This is a genomic window from Chitinophaga sp. (assembly GCF_039596135.1).
In the GTDB taxonomy this organism is placed as follows: Bacteria; Bacteroidota; Bacteroidia; order Chitinophagales; family Chitinophagaceae; genus Chitinophaga.
Genome location: NZ_JBCNKH010000016.1, coordinates 66104 through 86031, shown reverse-complemented (window position 1 = coordinate 86031; position 19928 = coordinate 66104). Strand labels below are relative to the sequence as shown.

Annotated in this window: 14 protein-coding genes; 7 read left to right on the top strand and 7 right to left on the bottom strand. The window is 46.6% G+C overall.

Features of this window, described 5'->3' with window-relative positions; genetic code table 11:
• Window positions 1-2: 2 nt before the first annotated feature.
• From pstB to ABDW16_RS12705, 4 genes are all read right to left on the bottom strand, one after another.
• Complete coding sequence (pstB, locus tag ABDW16_RS12720) at window positions 3-758, bottom strand: phosphate ABC transporter ATP-binding protein PstB (RefSeq protein WP_343670190.1); 756 nt, start codon at window positions 756-758, stop codon at window positions 3-5.
• Between the two features lie 2 nt (window positions 759-760).
• Window positions 761-1594, bottom strand: a complete 834-nt coding sequence (gene pstA / locus ABDW16_RS12715) for a phosphate ABC transporter permease PstA (RefSeq protein ID WP_343670188.1) — start codon at window positions 1592-1594, stop codon at window positions 761-763.
• Window positions 1591-2478: a phosphate ABC transporter permease subunit PstC gene (pstC, locus tag ABDW16_RS12710; protein WP_343670186.1), complete on the bottom strand. Its 888-nt coding sequence runs from the start codon at window positions 2476-2478 to the stop codon at window positions 1591-1593. The genes pstA and pstC overlap by 4 nt, the downstream gene beginning before the upstream one ends.
• Window positions 2479-2603: 125 nt before the next feature.
• A complete protein-coding gene (locus ABDW16_RS12705; RefSeq protein ID WP_343670184.1) occupies window positions 2604-3431 on the bottom strand; it encodes a PstS family phosphate ABC transporter substrate-binding protein in 828 nt (275 codons plus the stop codon).
• A 225-nt stretch (window positions 3432-3656) separates the two neighbouring features.
• On the opposite strand from ABDW16_RS12705, the gene ABDW16_RS12700 reads away from it, so the two are divergent.
• A complete protein-coding gene (locus ABDW16_RS12700) occupies window positions 3657-8408 on the top strand; it encodes a translocation/assembly module TamB domain-containing protein (RefSeq protein ID WP_343670183.1) in 4752 nt (1583 codons plus the stop codon).
• A gap of 67 nt (window positions 8409-8475) precedes the next feature.
• On the opposite strand, the gene ABDW16_RS12695 is transcribed toward ABDW16_RS12700, so the two are convergent.
• Window positions 8476-9678 carry a bifunctional 3,4-dihydroxy-2-butanone-4-phosphate synthase/GTP cyclohydrolase II gene (locus ABDW16_RS12695; RefSeq protein ID WP_343670181.1) on the bottom strand — a complete coding sequence of 401 codons (1203 nt, stop codon included), beginning with the start codon at window positions 9676-9678 and terminating at the stop codon, window positions 8476-8478.
• Window positions 9679-10149: 471 nt separating this feature from the next.
• On the opposite strand from ABDW16_RS12695, the gene ABDW16_RS12690 reads away from it, so the two are divergent.
• From ABDW16_RS12690 to ABDW16_RS12665, 6 genes are all read left to right on the top strand, one after another.
• The gene (locus ABDW16_RS12690) at window positions 10150-13332 is read left to right on the top strand and encodes a TonB-dependent receptor (RefSeq protein WP_343670180.1); all 3183 of its coding nucleotides are present in this window, start codon (window positions 10150-10152) and stop codon (window positions 13330-13332) included.
• 71 nt (window positions 13333-13403) lie between these two features.
• A complete protein-coding gene (locus ABDW16_RS12685) occupies window positions 13404-14111 on the top strand; it encodes an alpha/beta hydrolase-fold protein (protein WP_343670179.1) in 708 nt (235 codons plus the stop codon).
• Window positions 14112-14202: 91 nt separating this feature from the next.
• Entirely contained in the window at window positions 14203-15315 is a 1113-nt protein-coding gene (locus tag ABDW16_RS12680; protein ID WP_343670178.1) for a hypothetical protein, read from the top strand.
• A 315-nt stretch (window positions 15316-15630) separates the two neighbouring features.
• Complete coding sequence (locus ABDW16_RS12675) at window positions 15631-16731, top strand: carboxylate-amine ligase (protein ID WP_343670177.1); 1101 nt, start codon at window positions 15631-15633, stop codon at window positions 16729-16731.
• Window positions 16732-16734: 3 nt separating this feature from the next.
• Complete coding sequence (locus tag ABDW16_RS12670; RefSeq protein WP_343670175.1) at window positions 16735-17514, top strand: GMP synthase; 780 nt, start codon at window positions 16735-16737, stop codon at window positions 17512-17514.
• Entirely contained in the window at window positions 17511-18689 is a 1179-nt protein-coding gene (locus ABDW16_RS12665) for a hypothetical protein (protein ID WP_343670174.1), read from the top strand. Before ABDW16_RS12670 ends, ABDW16_RS12665 begins: the two co-directional genes overlap by 4 nt.
• Window positions 18690-18761: 72 nt before the next feature.
• Here the strand turns inward: ABDW16_RS12665 and ABDW16_RS12660 are convergent, their stop codons facing one another.
• A complete protein-coding gene (locus ABDW16_RS12660) occupies window positions 18762-19070 on the bottom strand; it encodes a rhodanese-like domain-containing protein (RefSeq protein ID WP_343670173.1) in 309 nt (102 codons plus the stop codon).
• A 43-nt stretch (window positions 19071-19113) separates the two neighbouring features.
• The gene (locus ABDW16_RS12655) at window positions 19114-19926 is read right to left on the bottom strand and encodes a PASTA domain-containing protein (RefSeq protein ID WP_343670171.1); all 813 of its coding nucleotides are present in this window, start codon (window positions 19924-19926) and stop codon (window positions 19114-19116) included.
• Window positions 19927-19928: the final 2 nt, after the last annotated feature.

Here is a 19928-nt window from a genome sequence, read left to right as displayed (position 1 = left end):
GATTATCCAAAATGTCCGGTTACATAATTCTTCGTGAGATCCTGTTGGGGAGAATGGAATACCTGTTCGGTATCACCATATTCAACCAGTTCGCCCAGGTACATAAAGGCCACTTTATCTGAAATGCGCTGGGCCTGCTGCATATTGTGGGTAACGATTACAATGGTATAATCACTTTTCAGGCGCAGGATTAACTCTTCTATTTTATGGGTGCTGATAGGGTCGAGTGCAGAACAGGGTTCGTCCATCAGGATAACCTCTGGTCGCAATACGACGGCTCTTGCTATACATAGTCTTTGTTGCTGCCCGCCGGACAATTTTACGGCAGGCTTCTTCAACTCATCTTTGACTTCGTCCCACAGGTAACTTTCTTCCAGCGCACGCTGTACCAGACCGGGAATCTCATGCCTGGGAAATCCATGGATCCGTAGTGGGTAAGCGAGGTTATCAAAGATACTCTTTGGTAAAGGGTTAGCTTTTTGAAACACCATCCCTATCCTTTTCCGCACTTCATTGACAGAGAGCTGGTGGTCATAAATATCCTGGCTATCCAGTTGGATCTCCCCGGTGATCTTTGCATCGGGAGACAAATCGTGCATACGGTTAAATGAACGGAGCAGGGTAGACTTTCCACATCCGGAAGGCCCGATAAGGGCTGTGACTTTGTTTTGAAGGAAGTCGATATTTATCTGCTTCAGGATCTGCTTGTTTCCAAAATACAGGTCCATATGGTGTGCTGACAATTTGATCTTATCCATAATCAATCCTGCGTTCTTTGTTTAAACCTGAAATAAAAAGCGATGATGTTCAAAAGGAACACGAGTATAATCAATACCACAGCCGTTCCATATGCCAGCGGCCGCACTTCTTCGATAGACTGATGTTGTGTGCACAACATGTACAGGTGATAGGGCAATGCCATGAACTCCTGATCCAGGGCCGTTGTCATACCATTGATATAAAAAGCAACACCGGTAAATAAGATAGGGGCGGTTTCGCCCGCTGCTCTTGACAAAGTGAGGATGACACCCGTGAGAATACCTGGCAGGGCCTTGGGCAATACCACATCCCGGATGGTTTCGAACTGTGTGATGCCCATAGCCAGCGTGGCTTCGCGCATGCCGGCAGGTACCCGCTTCAGGGCCTCTTCGGTGGTGGTAATGATATAAGGTAACGACAAGAGCCCTAATGTAAGTCCGGCTGCCAGCACGGAGGTACCCAACCTGAAGGTCTGTACGAAAAGCGCCAGTCCGAACAAACCATAAATGATAGAAGGAATGCCTGACAGGTTCCTGATAGAACCCCGGATCACATTTGTAAGCAGGGAAGGTCTGGCATATTCATTCAGGTATACGGCGCAGGCGATGCCAAAAGGTACTGAGAATAATGTAGTGACAAAGGTGAGTAACAATGTACCGGTAATAGCGGGCAGGATACCGCCTTTGGTCATAGCGGCAACCGGGGGGGTGCTTACAAATTGCCAGGATAAAACAGGCAGCCCTTTTGAAAAGATATCCCATATGATGATACCCAGGAATAAGCACACGAGGAATGTACTGCCTGTTAATATGATCCAGTTTAACCACTTTCTCATGCCTGAAATTTTCTCAACCTGTTAGCGGCATATTCCCCAACGAGGTTGATGAGTAATGTAATTAAAAACAGCACTGCGGCGATGGCGAACAGGGCAAAGTAGTGGGTGGTACGGTAGGGTACCTCTCCCATTTCGATCGCAATGGTGGCGGTGATAGTTCTGATCGAATCCAGGAAACCTTTAGGCATCTCTGCAGTATTGCCGGTGGCCATCAGCACAGTCATGGTTTCGCCCAGGGCCCGGCCCAATCCTAACAACACGGCGGCTATCAGTCCCGGGTAGGCAGCGGGTATTACTACCCGGTACAGGGTTTGCCACTGGTTGGCCCCTAATGCCAGCGAGGCTTCGCGGTGACTGCGGGGTATGGCATTGATGGCATCTTCGCTGATGGTAATGATGGTGGGCAAGGCCATTACAGCCAATAAGATAGAACCATTCAGGGCATTCAATCCATTCTGAATACCGAATATTTTGGCAATGCCGGGGCCTACCAGTGTAATGCCCAGGAAACCGATGGCTACAGAAGGAATGGCGGCCAGCATTTCGATAACGGGTTTTAAAATGGCCTGTAGTTTTCGTGGCGCCAGTTCTGACAGGAAAGCGGCACATAGTATGCCCAATGGCACCGCAATGACCATGGACCCAAATGCCACTAGCCCCGTGCTCACCAGCAGGGGCATGATGCTGTAGGCATTTTTGGAACTGTCAGGATCCCACTGGGCACCTGTAAAGAAGTCAATGGGAGGCACATCGAAAAAGAAGCTCACGCTGTTGTAAAACAACATAATGAAAATTCCTGCCAGCAAGGCAATCGTGAGTAAGCCAGTTGTTTTGAACACCTGCTTCATGAGCCAGTCTGTTCTTTCCCGCCTTTTGATATCCATAAAAGATAATTATAACAGTTTGAAAATCAATAGCCGGTTATAGAAGCGTCGAAGAAGCATCGAAGAAGCGTCGAAGAAGCGTCGAAGAAGCGTCGAAGAAGCGTCGAAGAAAGCATATACAACTTCTATTTTTTAGCCGGATAATAACCACCTACGTTAATGATCTTTTGCCCTTCGGGGCTTTGTTCAAAAGCGATAAAAGGCCGTACCTGTATTGAATCTTTTGCTCTAAAATATTGGAATAAGGGTCGCTGAAAAAAATACTTCCCCGCTGCAATTTTTGCAGCATCTAAGGGTGACACTGCCGCAGCTTTGTCTGTAGTATAAACAGGTAATACTTTTATGCCTCTGTTGGCACCGTGAATCACATATCCGGCACCTACGTAGCCTATGCCGGAGTGATCTGCACGAATGGCTTCCAGGATCTGTGCATTGCCATTCATTTGTTTTGCCTGTGGAGAGAACGAGATGTGCAAACGATCTTTTACAAAATCGTGGGTCCCGGAATTGCTTTGACGCCCATAGATATTCACCGGCAGGCGCTTTCCAGTAATCTGCTCCCAATTCCGGGCCTTTCCACTCAGCACATCGGCCAGTTGCCGGGTACTGATAGATGCCAGTGGAAGATCGTCAGATACAATGAAAGCGATCGCATCCTGTGCAAAAATGAATGAATCGAGCGCAATGCCTTTCTCCCGGAACAGGGCCAGCTCCTTATCATTAATCCGCCGGGAGGCGTTGGCAATATCTGCCGTACCATTCAGCAGGGAGGCGATACCTAATCCGGAACCACCACCGGATACGGAAACGAATAAAGAAGGTTTGTAACGATGAAAGGCCTCTGCAAACTGTACGGCAAGGTTAACTTCTGTATCTGATCCTTTCACTTTCACCGTCTTGTTACCCGAGCAGGATAACAACACAATAGCCAGTATGAGGAATGAATACTTCATACTTATAAGATATCAATTCCCAATCCAAAAACTTTAACAACTGTATTAACTTACTATTAATTAAACTTGTAAAAACATGAGCATGTCACTTGTGAAAAATTGCTAACCTGATTGCTCCAAGAGCCCGGTATTTTCAACTTATTCAATTAAATTTGCCGCTTAAACACTGCTGCGCTGAAAAAGGTACGTAAAATAATCACGATTGTTCTTCTGAGTATACTGGGTTTGGCTATCCTGCTGGGTATCCTTGTCAACATTCCTGCAGTACAGAATTTCCTTGTTCAGCAAGCAATCACCCGGCTCTCGCACCAGCTGAAAACCAGGGTAGACCTCGAGCATGTAGACATTCGTCTTTTCAACAGCCTTCGCCTCGAAGGGCTTTACATCGAAGACCGGAACAAAGATACCCTGCTCTATGCAGGTACTGCCCAGGTGCGGATCACCGACTGGTTCTTCTTCCAGGATAAGCCGGTACTCAAATATATCGGCCTCGATAATGCCACCGTTAACCTGGTACGTACCCGCAAAGATTCTCTCTGGAACTATGCTTTCATCGTCGACGCCTTTAGCAGCGCACCAGATACGTCGAAAACAAAGAAGCCTTCCGGAGGTATATCTCTCGACCTTCGTAAGATCGACCTTACCAATGTCAGAATAAACCAGGTGGACCAGTGGGTGGGTGAAGACTACTACATTGCTGCCAGACAGATTTACCTGGATGCTAAGAACCTGGACCTGCAGCAACACAATATTGACATACAGGAGCTGAAACTGGATAAACCATCATTTATCATTTCCAGTTATAAATCCTCGCCACTGCGTCATAAAAAACCAAAAGCCGAAAAAGAAGCGCTGAATGATACCACCGCCATTCCTGAATTGCGCTGGAACAGTGCTAACTGGAAACTGCTGGTAAAAGAAGTCTCGATCAAAGACGGTCTCTTTGGCGTAGACGACCCGGAGGATACCACTGCTGTAACAGCCGGTTATTTTGCACCCAATCATATACGCTTCCAGAAAATAAACCTGCAACTGACCAATACGACCTTAGTAAAAGACAGTATCCTGGGCGACCTGGCATTCAGTACTAAAGAACGTAGCGGATTTGAAGTAAAGAAACTCACGGCACGCTTTAAGATGTCGCCAGTGGAAATGGAGTTCTCTCACATGGACCTTCTGACGAACAACAGCCACCTTCGCGATTATTACACCATGCAATATGCTGATATCAGTGATATGAATAAATATATCGACCTGGTATTCATGCGTGCACATATTGTGAACAGTAAATTATCTTCTGACGATATTGCTTTTTTTGCACCCGAACTGAGCGACTGGAAAAAGGTAGTCACCATCTCTGGCGATGCCCGCGGGCCGGTGTCGAACCTGAAAGCCAATAATATAGAACTCTCTGACAATGGCGGTACACACCTGAAAGGTGGGGTGGAAATGCGTGGATTGCCGGATATTGATGAAACCTTCATTGACTTCCATGCCGATGAACTGACTACGAATGGCGGAGAGATTTTGAGCATAGCCCCTTCTCTGCGGAATGTTCCGCAGTTGCGTATAGACAGGCTGAGCAACATCCTCTTCCAGGGTAGCTTTACCGGGTTTATCAATGACTTTGTGGCCTATGGTAAGTTCCAGACCAACATGGGTAGCCTGAACTCTGACCTGAACTTCAAGACCAGCAAAGATGTACCGGTATACTCCGGTAGCCTGACCACGAATGATTTCAACATGGGTGCACTGCTGGATGTACCCCGGCTCTCAACCGTATCGCTGAATGCGAAGGTAAACGGGGCCGGTTTCAACTTTAAGACACTGAATGCCACCGTAGATGCAGATGTACAGAAAATCACGCTCTACGATTACACTTATACCAATATCAAGACAAAGGGTGAGATGAACAAGAAGTTCTTCAATGGCTCGCTTGCAGTGGGTGACCCTAACCTGGATATGGACTTTGCCGGAACTATTGATTTCAATGCACCCGTGCCGGTATTCCGTTTTGATGCTGATATTCGCCATAGTAACCTGAAGGCCATGCGCCTTACAGACGACTCACTCACCTTCCAGGCCAAGCTGGACCTGAACTTTGCAGGTAGCACTATTGACAACTTCGATGGTTCTGCCCGTGTATACGATGTGTCGCTGTACCGCAAGCTACACAGGCTGGAATTTGACTCACTGAATGTATCCACCCACCTGGAGAACAATACCAAGGTACTGGCCATACAGGGTAGCGAGATCAGCGGGTTTGTGAAAGGGAACTATAGCTTTATGGACCTGCCTGATGCTTTCAAATTATTGCTCAATAAGTATTACCCCAGTTACTTCCCTACGACGCCTACCAAAGAAATTAAGCAGGACTTCTCATTTGCATTCCAGATGGGAGACGTGGATAAGCTGATCAGGGGATTTACGGATAAGGTGACCGGCTTTGACCAGTCTAAAATAGATGGATCGCTGAATACCGTGAATGGCAACCTGTCTCTGAATGTATTTGTACCACAGGCCATGTATGGCGGGTATACCGTAAATGACCTGCAACTGAAGAGCTCCGGCAACTTTAACAAGATTGACATTAGTACCAGTATAGGCAGGGTGACCAGCGGGGATAAGGTCATCTTGCAGAATCCATTGATACTGGCCAGCTCCGGCAGGGATACTTCTTACCTGAAAGTAGATCTGCAGGCACAGGACACCTCTTCCCTGGATGGTTTCTATGCAAGAGTGGTAACGGTATCTGACGGGGTGAAGATCAATTTCCTGAACAGTGCCTTTACTGTGAATGAACGACAGTGGAATGTGACACCGGGAAATGAAATTTATTGGAGCAAGGACTTCCTCACTGTACATAACCTGAAAGTGACCCGCAATGAACAGAGTGTGTCTGTAGAAACGAACGAATATAACCCGGACGAATCTACATTCATGATCACGCTGAAGAACCTGAACCTGGCAGATGTGATTCCGGCACAACTGACGCCGATGCGCATAGAGGGCCTGGCAGATGGTAAGATCCTGATTACAGATCCCATGCGAAACCTGGATGTAGATGCCGATATTACAACAAAAGAACTGCGACTGGACAATGACTCCATCGGTCTAGTCACTTTTGCAGGTGGATATAGCCAGGGTACCGGCGAAGCGACTTTTGAGGTGCATAGCGATAATGCCGGCAAAAACCTGGATGCCAAAGGGAGTGTGGGTTTAACAAAAGAAAATAAAAACCTGGAAGGTACAGTGAACCTGAAGGGGGTAGACCTGGTATTGCTGGACCGGTTTGTAAAAGATTATGTGACAGACCTGAAAGGACAGGCAAATGGGGTACTTAATGTAAGTGGTACTACGGACCTGCCTTCGGTGAAGGGCAATCTGAAGGTGGATAGCGCAAAGGTAAGGGTATTGTACCTGGGAACGAATTACACCATTCCTAAGCTGAACATCAATATTGATGATAACCTGATAGAATTTGGCAACTTTACCATCATCGATAAGAATAACAGTAAGGCGACTGGTAGTGGGTATATTTCTCACGACCATTTTAATAACCTGAACTTCGACTTTGATGTGACGGCGAGGAACTTTGTCTTTTTAGGTACGGGTGCTGCAGATAGTGATCTCTTTTATGGAGATGTGATTGCCGATGGTAAGGTGTACTTTCAGGGACCGATGGAAGATATGTTATTGAGAGTACAGGCAAGACCTGGCAGGGGTACGCACTTCTACCTGCCGTTGTCTGACAGTAAAGATATTGGTAAGTCGGACTACATTACCTTCAAGACCTATGGTACGGAAATGAAGGAAGAGAAGAAAAAGAAGAAGGATAATGTGAAGCTGAATGTAAAACTGGATATCTCCGCAACGCCTGATGCACAGATTGATGTGATCATGGATGCGGCGAGTGGTGATATGATTTCGGCGAATGGTACCGGTAATCTTCAGATCAATGTGAACCTGGATGGGGATTTTACCATGTTTGGCAACTATGAGATCAACCTGGGTAGTTACAACTTTACCTTGCAAAGGCTGACCAGCTGGAAGTTTGATATTGATAAGAGCAGTTCTATTACCTGGAATGGGGATCCGCAGGCGGCGAAAGTAGATATTCATGCAAAGTATTCATTGCCGAAGGTAAGTTTGTACAACCTGGTGGGAACGGCTTCTACGGCGACTGATAAGCTGGCGACCCGTACAGAGAGAGTGGATATTCTCATTAACCTGCGGGGGGAACTGATGAAACCGGATATCTCTTACGAGATCAACCTGCCTGAGGTGGGGTCACTGGCGTATGAAAGTGGGGTGGCGGCAAAACTGAAGGAAATAAACCAGGATCAGAATAAGGCGTTGCAACAGATGGCGGGTTTGCTGCTGTTCAACCAGTTCCTGCCGGAAGATCCGAATGCGGCAGGTGCGAATGTGGCGATAACTGGTAAGAATAGTGTGGGACAGGCTTTGAGTGCGCAGGCGCAGGCGATTCTGAATAATATTACGGGGGCGCTGCTGAAAAACAGTGGGATTGGGGTGAATGTGAACTATAGGGCTTATAATATTGGCAACCAGGATAATACGGCGATGGATAGGAACCAGGTGAGTGCAGGGATTACGAGTAACTTCTATAATAACAGGGTACGGTTGTATGTGGGTGGTGACTATGATTGGGGGAAGGCGTCTACATCGGCGAATACGAACCGGCTGGCGGGTGACTTCAGGGCAGAGTATTTGTTGACACCGGAAGGCAGGTTGCGTATCAATGCGTTTAGCAAGTCGGATTATGATGTATATAATTTGGTGAACAGGAATAAGGCGGGGTTGGGTATATCTTATGTACGTGAGTATAATAAGTTTAAGGAGTTGTTTAATGAAAGGTCGAGAAAGCGGTTGATAGATAGTATGAGGCGGGCGGAGATGTTGCGGCAGGAGGAGAGGGATTCGACGGGGAAGCCGGTGAGGGATACGACGCATTAAAGAGTTTGCCGCAGGCCAATTACCTCATTAAAAAAGGGCTTTTGTCATAAACAAAAGCCCTTTTTCTTTATCCTTTTAAGATCTCATGACCCATTTTATCTCTCTTCGTCTTCAAATACACCTCATTATGCGGATTCGGATGAATCTCAATCGGCACATTCTCCACCACTTCCAACCCATACCCCTTCATCCCTGCTCTCTTCTTCGGATTATTCGAAATCAACCTCATCTTAGTAATATTCAAATGCCTCAAAATCTGCGCACCTACACCATAATCTCTCTCATCCATCTGAAAACCTAATTCCAGGTTCGCCTCCACAGTATCTCTCCCCTCCTCCTGTAATTTATACGCCTTCAGTTTATTCAGCAGGCCAATTCCTCTTCCTTCCTGGTTCATATATAATATAAGTCCTTTCCCTTCCTTTTCCACCATCTGCATGGCCTTATGGAGCTGTGGGCCACAATCACATCTCAGGCTATGCAAAATATCCCCTGTCACACAGGAAGAGTGGATCCGTACCAGTACCGGCTCATCTTTCTTCCAATCCCCCTTCTTCAGCGCCATATGGGTCTCGCCTGAATTCAGTTGCTTGAACGCAATCAATTCAAAATCACCATATTCAGTTGGCATATGTACCCTTACCTGTTCTTCAATCAGGGATTCTTTTTTCAGCCTGTATTCAATCAGGTCTTTGATGGAAATCAGTTTCAGGTCGAACTTCACTGCAATCTCCTTCAGTTCCGGCAGTCTGGCCATGGAGCCATCTTCATTCATGATCTCTACCAGCACGCCAGCAGGCTCAAATCCTGCTAACCGGGCCAGATCGATAGTAGCTTCCGTATGTCCTGTACGGCGCAGCACTCCCCCTTTCTTTGCTTTCAAAGGGAAAATATGCCCGGGCTTGCCTAATTCTTCGGAACGAATATTGGGGTCGATCAGGGCCTGTACAGTTTTAGCCCTGTCATGGGCAGAGATACCGGTGGTACAACCATGCCCCAGTAAATCTACAGAAACCGTAAAGGGAGTTTGATGTAAAGCTGTATTATCACGCACCATCATTTCCAGGCCGAGCTCCTCGCATCTTTCTTCAATTAATGGTGCACATATTAATCCACGGCCGTAACGGCTCATAAAGTTGATAATCTCCGGAGTCACATTCCTCGCAGCTGTGATGAAATCGCCCTCATTCTCCCTGTCCTCGTCGTCTACTACTATGACCAGTTTACCCTTCTTTATATCTTCTATGGCTGACTCTATTGTGTCTAACATATCACTGTTGTTATATTGAATAGCAAAGTTAGGGTAAAAAGAGGCACTAAACATTGGACTAATCCCGGATTTTACGCCCTTTTGACAGCACAAAAATTGTCCGGTAACAGGCATCGATTGTCCTATATTTTCTCAATTACCCTCAAACTCACTACCATTCCCCTGTTTTTCTCCACCTCTTATCATATATAAAATATAATCATATAAACATTTACCTGAAATCTAATATAAAAACGGCCCTTGCCCGACAGAGATTTAAGTATTTCAACTAAATCTTATTCGAAATATTAGAATTTCTTCACCTATTAGTTGAACAAACTCGATTTAAAGGCTGTTTTCCCATATAGTTTCGAATTAACCTGCCGATATACTCAATCTTTTAATATGGCTTAACAATTTGTTAATTTCAAGTTAAAGTTCGTAATAAAAATTTTCTAACCTTTGCGCTCTAATAAATCAAACTGCTCAAATATGGGATGTAAAAAACTACTGTTAACTTTCATTGTCTTGCTTAGCTTTTGCTACTCTTTTGCACAGGTAACAACGAGTGCTGTTACCGGTCTGGTAAAAGATGCAAAGGGGGAAGGCCTGATTGGGGCCACAGTTAAAGCCGTTCACGTTCCAACCGGAACCGTTTACGGTACCACAACTCAACAGGGGGGTCGTTACAATATCCCTAACATGCGTGTAGGGGGGCCTTATACCATTACTATTACTTATGTTGGCTACCAGGAACAAAACATTAAAGACCTGTATCTTAGCCTGGGTACTGCATTGACCCAAAACGTAAAACTCGAGGATGCCAGCAAATCTCTGAGCGAAATAACCGTTGTTGGCCAGAGAAACAGTATTATCAGTTCAAACCGCACCGGTACACAGACTAACATCGGCCAGCGCCAGCTGACCGAGTTGCCAACTGTAGGCCGCAGCATCCAGGATTTTGCCCGTTTGACCCCACAGGCTGTATCTACTTACAGCAGCTCAAACGGTAGCCCATTGGGTATCTCCTTTGCTGGCCAGAGCAACAAATTCAACCAATTCACAGTTGATGGCGCCAGTGCAAACGACGTATTCGGTCTGACTGCTACCGGTACCAACGGTGGTCAGGCAAACGTAAATGCTGTTCCGCTGGAATCTGTACAGGAAGTACAGGTTGTACTGTCTCCTTACGATGTGACCCAGAGTAACTTCACTGGTGGTGGTATTAACGCTGTAACCAAATCAGGTACTAACCAGTTCCATGGTTCCGCTTATTTCCTGAACCAGAACCAGGGTTTTGTAGGTCACAACGTACAGAGCGATGTGAAATACGCAACTTATAATAATACAACATGGGGTGCCAGCTTAGGTGGTCCTATCATTAAGAATAAAGCATTCTTCTTCGTAAATGCTGAAAGAAACGACTACAAAACTCCGCTGCCTTATAACCCGGCTGATGCGAGTTCAGGTTCTAAATTCAGCACTGCAAGACTGGATTCTATCCGTAACTACCTGATGACCAACTATGGTTACGATCCAGGTAGCTACACTGATATCAGTTCCAAAGGTTATGCGACTTCCGTATTCGGACGTATTGACTGGAACATCAATGACAAGCATAAGCTGACCCTGCGTCATAGCTATGTAGATGGTAGCAACTACGTAATTTCCCGTAGCGCCACTACTATGACCTTTGGTAACAGCGGTTACTATATGCTCAGCACTACCAACTCTTCTGTAGCTGAACTGAACAGTAACTTCAATGCCACTACATCCAACGTGCTGCGTGTGACTTACAACCGTATCCGCGACAGACGTAATACTTCTGCTTTCCCTTCTATCTATATCACTGAAAGCAGTCTGAACTACAACGCAGGTGCTGATTACTCTTCTGCACGTAACTCACTGGGCCAGGATAACTTCACTATCGTGGATAACCTGACCCTTCAGAAGAAAAAACACACCCTGACCTTTGGTACTGACAACCAGTTCTTCAATACGAACAACGTGTTCCTGCAGTACTACTACGGTTACTATACTTACAGAAGCCTGAGCTCTTTCCTCGCTAACTCTGCTGCACCTTCTTCCTATGGTATCAGCTACTCCGCTAAGGGTGGCGATGACCTGGCTCCAGGTAAGATCCATGCAGGTCAGTTCAGCTTATATGGCCAGGATGTATGGGATATCAACGACAGGTTCCGCCTGACCTATGGTCTCCGTATCGATCTGCCTGTATTCTTCAACAAACCTGACGCAAACACCGGATTCAACGCTTCTGATATCGCTGCTAAATACAACGTTCAGAACAACGTAGTGCCTAAGTCTAAACTGCTGTTCGCACCAAGAGTTGCCTTCAACTACGACGTGAATGGCGATGGTACTACCCAGCTGAGAGGTGGTGTTGGTCTGTTCACTGGTCGTGTACCTCTGGTATGGATCTCTAACGCTTACTCTAACACAGGTGTTGCCTTCACTAAATTCAGTGGTACGCCTGATCCTTCTGTTCGTTTCAACTACGATCCATCTGATGTACACCTGGGTGCTTATATCCCAACTACTGCAGCGGCGCCAACTGAAGTTGACGTAACTGACAAGGACTTCAAATATCCCCAGGTACTGCGTGGTAACCTGGCTATTGACCAGAAACTGCCATGGTGGGGTCTGATTGGTACGATCGAAGGTCTGTATACCAAGACTATCAACAACATTTCTTACCAAAACCTGAACGTAGGTGATCAGGTGGGTACTGTGGCTGTAGGTAACACTACCCGTCCATGGTACAACTTCAAACGCGCTAACAGCAGCTATACTGACGTAATTTACCTGAAAAACACCAGCAAAGGTTATGCTTATAACTTCACTTTCCAGATCCAGAAACCGCTGGATCACGGATGGGCTGGTAGTATCGCGTATACTTATGGTAAATCTACCTCATTGAACGACGGTACTTCTTCTACCGCTTATTCTAACTGGCGTTTTGCTTACAACCAGAATGGCCTGAACAACGTAGATGTAGCTCGTGCTAACTACGATCCCGGTCACCGTGTAACTGCTTTCGCAAGCAAAACTTTCCGTTATGCCAAGAACCACCTGTCTACCACTATCGGTCTGGTTTACCAGGGTTATACCGGTCAGCGCTACTCATTCCTGTATAACTACAACCTGACTGGTGATGATGCTTCCGGTAAAACTGGTTCTGCGAGCTTAGCATATCTGCCTACAGATGCCAGCCAGTTCACAAACCTGACACTGTCTAACGGTACTGTAGTAACTCCTGACCAGCAGCTGGCCGACTTCAAGGATTTTGCTTCTAATAACAAATACCTGCAGGATAACCTGGGTAAAAGCACTATCCGTAACGGTGCAAGAATGCCATGGGAAAGTCACTTCGACCTGAAGATCGCACAGGACTTCATCCTGAAAAACACACACAGACTGGAAGTTGGTTTCGACATCCTGAACGTGGCTAACCTCCTGAACCGTAACTGGGGTTGGTCTTACTACCTGAGCAACCAGTCTGTATCCCTGTTTAGCATCGTATCTCAAACTCAGAACCCAACATTCACCTTTGATAAAACAAAGATGAACAACATCAACGGTATCCTGAGACCATATACAGTGAGCGACTACCTGTCTCGCTGGAGAGGTCAGCTGAGCGTACGCTACAACTTCTAATCTGCATATACACAGATACAAAAAACGCTTCGGTCTAACAGCCGAAGCGTTTTTTTATTATATTTATATGAATGCATGAACAACATTACAAATGGAAGTCCCCTCATCTCGGCCGTGAGTTTGAGATGCTGGTATTCGGAGAGGAAGGTTATCCCCTCATCCTCTTCCCTACCTCTATGGGGCGCCATTATGAACATAAGGAACGGGGCCTTATTCAGGCATTACAATGGTTCATAGACCACCAGCTTATACGCGTTTATTGCCCCGATAGTATTGATGCCCGAAGCTGGTACAACAAACAGGTCTCCCCTGCCCAGCGCGCCCTCAACCATATTGCTTACGACAACCTGCTGCGCCATGAGGTGCTGGAAAGAGTCATGCACGAAACCGGCATCCGCCGCGTAGCTGTAGCCGGCTGCAGCTTTGGTGGGTATCATGCCGCCAACTTTGCCTTCCGCTACCCGGAGCAGGTCTCTTACCTCTTTAGCCTCAGCGGCATTTTTGATATTACCTCCCGCCTGGATGGCCATTATGATGACAATGTGTACTTTCATAATCCCATGGATTACATGCGCGACAACCCGCACGAAGCGCTCTGGCGCATGGGGATTATACTGGGCGTGGCTGACGAAGATATAGCCCGTCACCAGAACGAACGGATGTCAGGGATACTCGCTCACAAGGGAATCAGTCACTGGCTGGATATAAGGCCCAATAAAAAACACGACTGGCCGGTATGGAACGAAATGTTACCATATTACCTTTCCCTTATTAAATAAGCTGGTCAATCCATTGGCGCGAATATTGATCCTCAACCGCTTCTACTGTAAACGGAATCATTGATACACTCAACGTAAAACCTTTTTCAGGATGAAAAAAATAGGCCTTCTCTATGGTCAGGAAAACAGTTTCCCCCAGGCATTCATTGACCGCGTAAACGCTAAAAATGTTAACAACGTCGCTGCTGAATTTGTATCCATCGACAAAGTGATTCAGGGGGTTCCCAATAAATACGCCGTGATCCTGGACCGCATTTCGCAGGATGTTCCTTTCTATCGCACCTGGCTCAAACAGGCTGCCCTGGAAGGAACCGCGGTTATCAACAATCCTTTTTGGTGGAGCGCGGATGATAAATTTGTGAACAATGAACTGGCTGCACGTACGGGTGTCAATGTTCCTAAAACAGCATTGCTCCCCTCCCGCGACCTGCCTGATAACACGACTGGTCAGTCGTTCCGGAACCTGGTATATCCTTTTGACTGGGCCAGCATTTTCGCGCATATTGGTTTCCCCGCTTATATGAAACCTTATAATGGCGGAGGCTGGAAACATGTCTACAAAGTCAATAGTCCTGAGGAATTCTTTGCACAACATGCGCACACCGGCCAGCTCGTGATGATGCTGCAGGAAGAGATTGAATATGATTCTTATTATCGTTGTTATTGCATTGGGGGCAAGTATGTACGTGTCATTCCTTACGATCCGTATCAACCTCCCTATCAGCGTTACCTCGATAAATCGCAGGGTGACGATGACCTGAAAGGTGTGATCTCAGAACAGGTAGCCAACCTGAACCGCTACCTGGGGTATGACTTCAATACGGTTGAAATAGCCGTGCGTAGTGGCATTCCATATGTGATCGACTTCTGGAACCCGGCCCCGGAAGCTGATGAAGGTGCAATTGGTGCGGAGAACTTTGAGTGGGTGGTAGAGACAGCGGCGAATTATGCGATTGAAAGGGCCCTGCGGCAGTTGCCGGGAACGGATAACCTGACCTGGGGGGTGTTTATGACCCATGCGGTGCCAGGGCAACAGACGGCGATTGTACCGGGGGTGAAAAAGACGACGGCGAAGAAGTCGGCAACGCCGGTTGAGAAAAAGAGTGCGGCCAAAAAAGAGGCGGCTGTTAAAAAAGAAGCAACTTCTAAAAAAGAGGCAGCTACTAAGAAAACAACTACTAAAAAAGCAAAGGCCAAAGAATAGGTTGTTTGTTTTATACAACCGGCCTGCATTACGAGCTTTCTCCCCTCAGTTGGTATGCAGGCCATTTTGTTTCAATTCTGCATTTCTATGGCGTCAGCCATAAAAAGAGCACTTTTCCCTGCTGTTGCAGGCATTTTTGTTTCAATTCTGTATTTCTATGGCGTTAGCCATAAAAAGAGCACTTTTCCCTGCTGTTGCAGGCATTTTTGTTTCAATTCTGTATTTCTATGGCGTTAGCCATAAAAAGGGCACTTTTCCTTGCTGCCGCAGGCCTTTTTCCATATTCTTCTTATCTTGGCTCCCTAATTACCATCTATGCTCCGGAATTTCACACTAGGCATTGAAGAAGAATACATGGTCATGGACCCTCGAACGCTCGAACTATGCTCCCATGAACAAAAAATTGTAGAACAGGCCCACAAAGTCATCCCGGAAAAAGTAAAAGCCGAATTTCACCAGGCAGTCGTAGAAGTCGGTACCCACATCTGTGGCAATATCGACGAAGCCCGTGCAGATGTGGCCCACCTTCGCAAAACGGTGGCACAGATTGCCGGTGACCTGGGGTATAGCATCGGTGCTTCAGGCACCCATCCCTTTTCCAAATGGGAAGCCCAGCTTATCACAGACCATCCCCGGTATTTCGAAATCGTAAATGAAATGCAGGATGCCGCCAGGTCTAACCTAATCTTTGGTCTGCATGTGCATGTGGGCATGGAGAACAGGGAAATGGCCCTGCATATTGCGAATTCTGTTCGTTATTTTCTGCCACATGTTTTTGCCCTTAGTACCAATTCTCCTTTCTGGGAGGGTCGAAATACAGGCTTTAAATCTTACAGAACAAAGGTTTTTGATAAGTTTCCCCGCACCGGCATCCCTGATTACTTTGCCAGTATAGAAGAATACGATCGCTATATACAATTACTGGTCAAGACCAAGTGTATTGACAATGCCCGCAAGGTTTGGTGGGACCTGCGTGTACATCCTTTTTACGATACGGTAGAATTCCGGATCTGTGATGTACCACTCACCCTGCAGGAAACCTGTACCATTGCAGCCATCTTCCAGGCGCTCTGTGCAAAGATTTATAAACTGCGCATGCAAAATCTGAACTTCATTATCTACAACCGTGCGCTGGTCAATGAAAATAAATGGAGAGCCAGCCGCTATGGCATAGATGGCAACCTCATTGACTTTGGTAAAGAAGCGGAAGTGAATACCCGTTCGCTCATCTTTGAACTGCTGGAATTTGTGGACGATGTGGTCGATGAACTGGGTAGCCGTCCTTACATCGAGTATACGAAAGAAATCTTACAGCATGGTACCGGCGCTGACAAGCAGCTGGCTGTTTTCAAAGAAAACAAGAACCTGCACAGCGTAGCTGACTTCATTATTCAACAATTCCTCAAAGACTGCTAGCACATGAAAGTAGCCATACTGGACATGTATGAGGGAGTCCCGAACGAAGGGATGCGTTGCATCAGGGAAATACTCGCGGCATATGCTGCGCGTCATTCGCTGGCATTGCAGTGTGATGAATATGAAGTTCGCCTTTCTGCCCAGGTACCTGATCTTTCTTACGATATTTACATTTCTACAGGGGGACCCGGTTCACCGCTGGATAGCGAAGGCAGTGAGTGGGAACAACATTATTTCAACCTGATGGAAGCCCTGATGGCAGCGCAGAAACCAGTGCTGCTGATCTGCCATTCCTTTCAGCTGATGTGTCGGTACCTGCAACTGGGCAATGTGTGCAGACGCCGGTCGCCTGCATTTGGTGTTTTTCCTGTGCATATAAAAGCTGCAGAAGAAAAGATTTTTGAACGGCTGCCTGATCCCTTTTACATCGTAGATAGCCGCAACTGGCAGGTGATTGGATTGGACCACGACCGCATGGCAGCTATGGGCGCCACTGTGTTGGCGATTGAAAAAGAACGCCCCCATGTGCCACTGGAAAGAGCGACGATGGCGATTCGTTTCAGCCCTTATATGATCGGTACACAATTCCATCCGGAAGCGGATGCCACCGGGATGCGGATGTACCTGCTGCAAAAAGAAAAGAAAGATCAGGTGCTTACCAACTATGGTGCTGAAAAATACTACAGCATGCTGGAACAGCTTTCAGATCCGGATAAGATCATGCTCACCTATGATACTTTTATTCCTGCATTCCTGGACAATGCTTTATCTGCTCAATCATGATTCCTTCTTTACGCAAATATTATAACGACAATTTTACTGCGGAGAAATACGCGGCATTTGTTCAATCAATGGCTGCTGCTGCCGGCGAAGCACCTGCTTTTAAAGTAGCGGAAACACCTGTATTTGTGCCAGCTGCGCTGACCAGGCAATTGATTGATACCAGCGAAGCGATTATAGATGTGATTACGCAGCCTGACTTTAAAGCCAGTAGCGAAGCGTCTTTTCCACCGGGTATGAAAGTGCCGGGCGAAAATGAGCATGCACATTTTGTGATCATTGATTTTGCCGTGTGCCAAAATGCGGCGGGAGTGTTGCAGCCACAGCTGATAGAGTTGCAGGGCTTTCCTTCGTTGTATGCATTCCAGGAGCTGATGGCAAAGGAATTTAAACGCCATTTCCAGGTGCCGGATACAGTGAATAACTATTTTAATGGGTATGATGACAGCAGTTATTTAGCCTTGCTAAAAGAAATTATTGTAGGCCCTTATCAGCCGGAAGAAGTGGTATTGCTGGAAGTAAAGCCGCATGAGCAAAAGACACGTATTGATTTTTACTATACCCAAAAGGTGCTGGGAATACCCCTGATCTGTATTACAGACCTGGAACAAAGGGGCAATCAATTATATTATAAGGATACTTTAATTAAACGCATTTACAACCGGGTGATCTTTGATGACCTGGAAAGACAATCGGCTGCATTGCCTGCACATGTGTCTTTGTTCCAGGATTTTGAGGTGGAGTGGATTACCCATCCGAACTGGTTTTACCGGATCAGTAAGTACACGCTGCCTTTTATTCATAGTGAATTTGCACCGGAGAGCTGGTTTCTGAATGCAAAGGAATTGCCAGCCGACCTGGAGAACTATGTGCTGAAACCACTTTTTTCATTTGCAGGTCAGGGGGTAGTGATTGATGTGACACCTTCGGATATAGCCGGGATTACAGACCCTGAGAACTGGATTTTACAGCGCAAAGTACAATATGCACCAGCAATTGTAACACCGGATGGACCTGCTTATTGCGAGATCAGGATGATGTATTTGTGGAAGGATGGCGCACCCCGGCCATTATTGGTGCATAACCTGGCGCGGATTAGTAAGAGTAAAATGATTGGGGTGACGAAGGATAAAACTCATACCTGGGTAGGCGGAACCTGCGCCTATTTTGAACAATAAAGAAAGGCTGACCAGAACTCAAGTGCCTAACTTTTTGGGGCACTTCAGTTCTGGTCAGCCTCTTTAATTCTTTTATTTCCCGAACTTATCCTGCCAGTACAACATACCACCGGTCAGGTTCTTTACATTCTGAAATCCCATTGTTTCCAGGATCATGGCTGCCTGGCTGCTTCTGCCACCGCTTCTGCAATACACAATCACTTCTTCATTTTTCAAGTCTTCCAGCTCATCTACTTGCATGGCTCTTATTTCGCCCAGTGGCACCAGGATGCCACCGATATTAAACTCTGCATGCTCGTGTGGTTCTCTTACATCCACGATGTGCAGGGATTCACCATTATCAATACGTTGTTTCAGTTCTTCAGCAGTTATATTTTCCATCGCTGTAAATTTTATATGTTAAACGATTATGGGGTATACTACTTTATTTTTCCGGCTCAGGGGTTGAATCGCTTCCACCTTTCGCAGGTGCGGTGGGCGACAACCAGATGTCCACCACTTCTCCTGCCCTCACCATGCTCAGCTCCTGCAGTGAATTTCTTGGCATTGGATCCTGTTTGACCACAAATGCATTGGCGGTATCTGTCACCGAAGGATCTACCATGACGGTACCCAGGTTCAGGTTTCTGCCACTCAGGGTTACCTTGGCTTCCTGGAAGGTCATCCCGATCAGGTCCGGTACGGGGTTCTCTATACTGCCTGTACCGCTACTCAGTACCAGTGTGATACTGCTACCTTCGGGAACCTGTCTGCCGGCTTTTACCAGTTTACCATTCAGCAGCTGCTGCAATACGGTATTGGTGGCAAAGTCCGGTTTATAAATCGTATCTCCTACATTCAGCCTGCGGCTATGCAGGGTCATTTCAGCACTACGAAAAGTGAGACCTACCAGGTCGGGCATATCCACCATTGGCGGTACTACCTTATTGATAGTCAGATAAATAGTTCTTCCCACTTTCACTACTGCACCTTTGGCAGGGGTTTGCTCCCATACAGCCAGGGCAGGCAGGCTATCAATAAAAATGGAGTCTCTTACATCTACGTTGAACCCGGCATCTTCCAGCTGTTTGGTAGCATCTTTCACACTCTTGCGATATACGTCAGGCACAGTCAGGGTTTCTCCATGCTTAGTAATCACCCCCAGCAGCATGAAGAAAATCAGCCCCAATACCAGGAATAACCCTACCGCTACGGCCAGGTTAAACCCAAAGGAGCGTTTTGTAATTTGATTGAACACAG

Bases quoted from the DNA above. Each gene is read 5' to 3' on its own strand.
- ABDW16_RS12695 (WP_343670181.1), bottom strand. From the start codon at position 9,678: ATGTTAGACACAATAGAGTCAGCCATAGAAGATATAAAGAAGGGTAAA.
- pstA (WP_343670188.1), bottom strand. From the start codon at position 1,594: ATGAGAAAGTGGTTAAACTGGATCATATTAACAGGCAGTACATTCCTC.
- ABDW16_RS12705 (WP_343670184.1), bottom strand. From the start codon at position 3,431: ATGAAGTATTCATTCCTCATACTGGCTATTGTGTTGTTATCCTGCTCG.
- ABDW16_RS12670 (WP_343670175.1), top strand. From the start codon at position 16,735: ATGAAAGTAGCCATACTGGACATGTATGAGGGAGTCCCGAACGAAGGG.
- pstC (WP_343670186.1), bottom strand. From the start codon at position 2,478: ATGGATATCAAAAGGCGGGAAAGAACAGACTGGCTCATGAAGCAGGTG.
- ABDW16_RS12685 (WP_343670179.1), top strand. From the start codon at position 13,404: ATGCATGAACAACATTACAAATGGAAGTCCCCTCATCTCGGCCGTGAG.
- ABDW16_RS12690 (WP_343670180.1), top strand. From the start codon at position 10,150: ATGGGATGTAAAAAACTACTGTTAACTTTCATTGTCTTGCTTAGCTTT.
- pstB (WP_343670190.1), bottom strand. From the start codon at position 758: ATGGATAAGATCAAATTGTCAGCACACCATATGGACCTGTATTTTGGA.
- ABDW16_RS12680 (WP_343670178.1), top strand. From the start codon at position 14,203: ATGAAAAAAATAGGCCTTCTCTATGGTCAGGAAAACAGTTTCCCCCAG.
- ABDW16_RS12675 (WP_343670177.1), top strand. From the start codon at position 15,631: ATGCTCCGGAATTTCACACTAGGCATTGAAGAAGAATACATGGTCATG.
- ABDW16_RS12660 (WP_343670173.1), bottom strand. From the start codon at position 19,070: ATGGAAAATATAACTGCTGAAGAACTGAAACAACGTATTGATAATGGT.
- ABDW16_RS12665 (WP_343670174.1), top strand. From the start codon at position 17,511: ATGATTCCTTCTTTACGCAAATATTATAACGACAATTTTACTGCGGAG.